Origin of the sequence: Dyadobacter sediminis (genome assembly GCF_005860765.1) — a bacterium.
In the GTDB taxonomy this organism is placed as follows: domain Bacteria; phylum Bacteroidota; class Bacteroidia; order Cytophagales; family Spirosomataceae; genus Dyadobacter; species Dyadobacter sediminis.
The window spans coordinates 1-2,169 of sequence record NZ_VCEI01000020.1 but is presented as its reverse complement, the minus strand read 5'-3'; the positions used below and the strand labels follow the sequence as shown (position 1 = coordinate 2,169).

The following is a 2,169-nucleotide window of genomic DNA, read 5'->3' as shown; positions in this document are numbered from 1 at the left end:
TTCAATAGCCACTCTCGCCTTAAATGATGAATCAAATTTTCTACGCATCTTTTTCATTATTTTATCCTTGTTTAAGTTACTAAGTTTTAACTAAACAAGTGGTCTGAATTTGTAGAGGTATTATATTTATAGTAAAGTTGATTTAATGGATATTTTTTTGGCAAATTACTTCCTAATCAGTGGCTGATTGAAATTTATTTTTGTTGGTACCGACTTGGCAATTGGTTTTGTATATACGAGGCCCGATAAATGTTGCCATACAATTGACGGCAGGAATTACAAACCTGATCATACGCACCTTACTTTTTCTTTATTTCAAATTGATTGTAATCAAACCACTTTTTATAAGAGACAACTAATTTATTAGTTGTCGCGCACTCTGTTTAAATTTGTTTTTGCTGATTTTGTTCTTTTTTGATTTTACGTTCTGACTTATGAACGAATCCTTCCCTTAAATGACTTTTTTTTACATCACAATTTGTGTATTTTAATTATTTGTTTTATTTGCAGGGGGTCGTAACCATTTATATATCAGTTTGTTACAGCGATTAAAAACGAGTTTTTATAAGTTAAAAACGAGTTTTTATAAGTTAAAAACGAGTTTTTATAAGTTAAAAACGAGTTTTTATAAGTTAAAAAACGAGTTTTTATAAGTTAAAAACGAGTGATAAAAACGATACTTGTTTTTATCACTCGTTTTTAACTTATTTGTAATAAAATTAGCTTTATGAAAAAAGACGATTCACCCGAGATCAGGCAGCACAATGCTATTACCACAGCCCGATTTGATTACTCTGCTTGTCAATTAGATATTCTCTTTTACTTACTTTCTAAAATCAAAAAGGAAGACACCTATAATCAGGAGTATCAGATATATGTTAACGAAGTTGAATTTATAACTGGTCGAACCTGGAATTATCAACAGTTGCGCGAAGCCACAGCAGATATGGGGTCTCGAATGTTTGAGATTAACACATCAAACAGCTATAAACAAATATGGATGTTTCAGAAAGTAGAATACATGACTGGACAGGGATTTCTGAAGATTAAGCTTTCAGAAGATATCCGTCCATTTTTGTTTGAGCTAAAAGATAATTTCACTTCCTTTCAATTGCATTCTGCTTTAAAGCTTTCCAGCAAATATGCTAAGCGAATATATCAGCTCTCTAGCCAATGGAAGGATATTGGAGAGACAAAAGCATATGATCTTGAAGAATTAAAAATTATGCTGAAGCTGAAAGATCCTACTGGTAAAAGCAATGAACAGTTCGAGAGAATTAGTGATTTCAAAAAGTTTGTTCTAGATATTGCTGTGCGTCAAATTAATAAACATACAGACTTGAAGATCAGTTACGACTTAATCAAACAAGGAAGATCTTTTCAAAGCATTCGGTTTTACATCCACTCTCAGACACCTGAACTGCTACCAATTCTTTTTGATCAACCTATTGAAGATATACGCCAGCAAAATGCCCAGCAAATCCTAAATGATTTGGGAATAAAAGACATAAAGATTGTTCAACAAATTTTAGCTGAAAAACCCCTTACAGAAGCATTATTTAAATTTAACTATGATTTAAAAACAGGTAAGGTTAAAGCTGCCAAGAACCCTGCTGGGCTTTTACTCAAAATATTAGGCATTCGGTAGCAAAACCAGCAATCATAATTTGGGTAAAGCAACTAGCTGAAAGAAAAAGAAACTTAGAATAGAACAAAATGGGAAGTGGACAGTTTACCATTTTCACACTGCCCTCATTTTTCTAATAGCTGGCAACTTGGGTTAACTTATATCTTCTGCTACTGCTTCAATCCGGACTCTATACTTTCCCATAAGTTTTCCGGGTCTACTTCGATAAACTCCCCTTTTGCAATACGGGTTTTAGCCTTCTTAACCTTTTTTACAAAAGAAGCGCTGTAAGGACTCCTTTCACGCTTCTCTGAGTAGGACACGCCATACCCTTTTAACAAGGCTCTGACCGCGTCAATAATGCGCTTGTCTTCGGTATCTATGGTAAGATTGAGCATTTCTCTTTTTAAGCAAATTGACGTGGTTCCGTTTTGGTTTACACTTTTGCGGGTTAGTAAATATTAAAAACTTCAATTCTTATCCAGTTTGTCGGTAATATTCGGCTTCAAAAGCTACTGGATTTAAATAGTTCAAAGAAGAAT

The 2,169-nt window shown here is 33.4% G+C and carries 2 protein-coding genes; one reads left to right on the top strand and one right to left on the bottom strand.

Translation table 11 applies throughout. From position 1 onward, the window contains the following. Positions 1 to 727: 727 nt before the first annotated feature. Positions 728 to 1,648 (top strand): replication initiation protein, encoded by a 921-nt coding sequence (locus FEM55_RS07410; RefSeq protein WP_138280711.1) that lies wholly within the window; start codon positions 728 to 730, stop codon positions 1,646 to 1,648. A gap of 149 nt (positions 1,649 to 1,797) precedes the next feature. On the opposite strand, the gene FEM55_RS07405 is transcribed toward FEM55_RS07410, so the two are convergent. Further along, a complete protein-coding gene (locus tag FEM55_RS07405; protein WP_138280710.1) occupies positions 1,798 to 2,025 on the bottom strand; it encodes a DUF2683 family protein in 228 nt (75 codons plus the stop codon). Positions 2,026 to 2,169 lie beyond the last annotated feature (144 nt).

Coding starts and splice junctions, on each gene's coding strand:
- FEM55_RS07410 (WP_138280711.1), top strand. CDS start 728: ATGAAAAAAGACGATTCACCCGAGATCAGGCAGCACAATGCTATTACC.
- FEM55_RS07405 (WP_138280710.1), bottom strand. CDS start 2,025: ATGCTCAATCTTACCATAGATACCGAAGACAAGCGCATTATTGACGCG.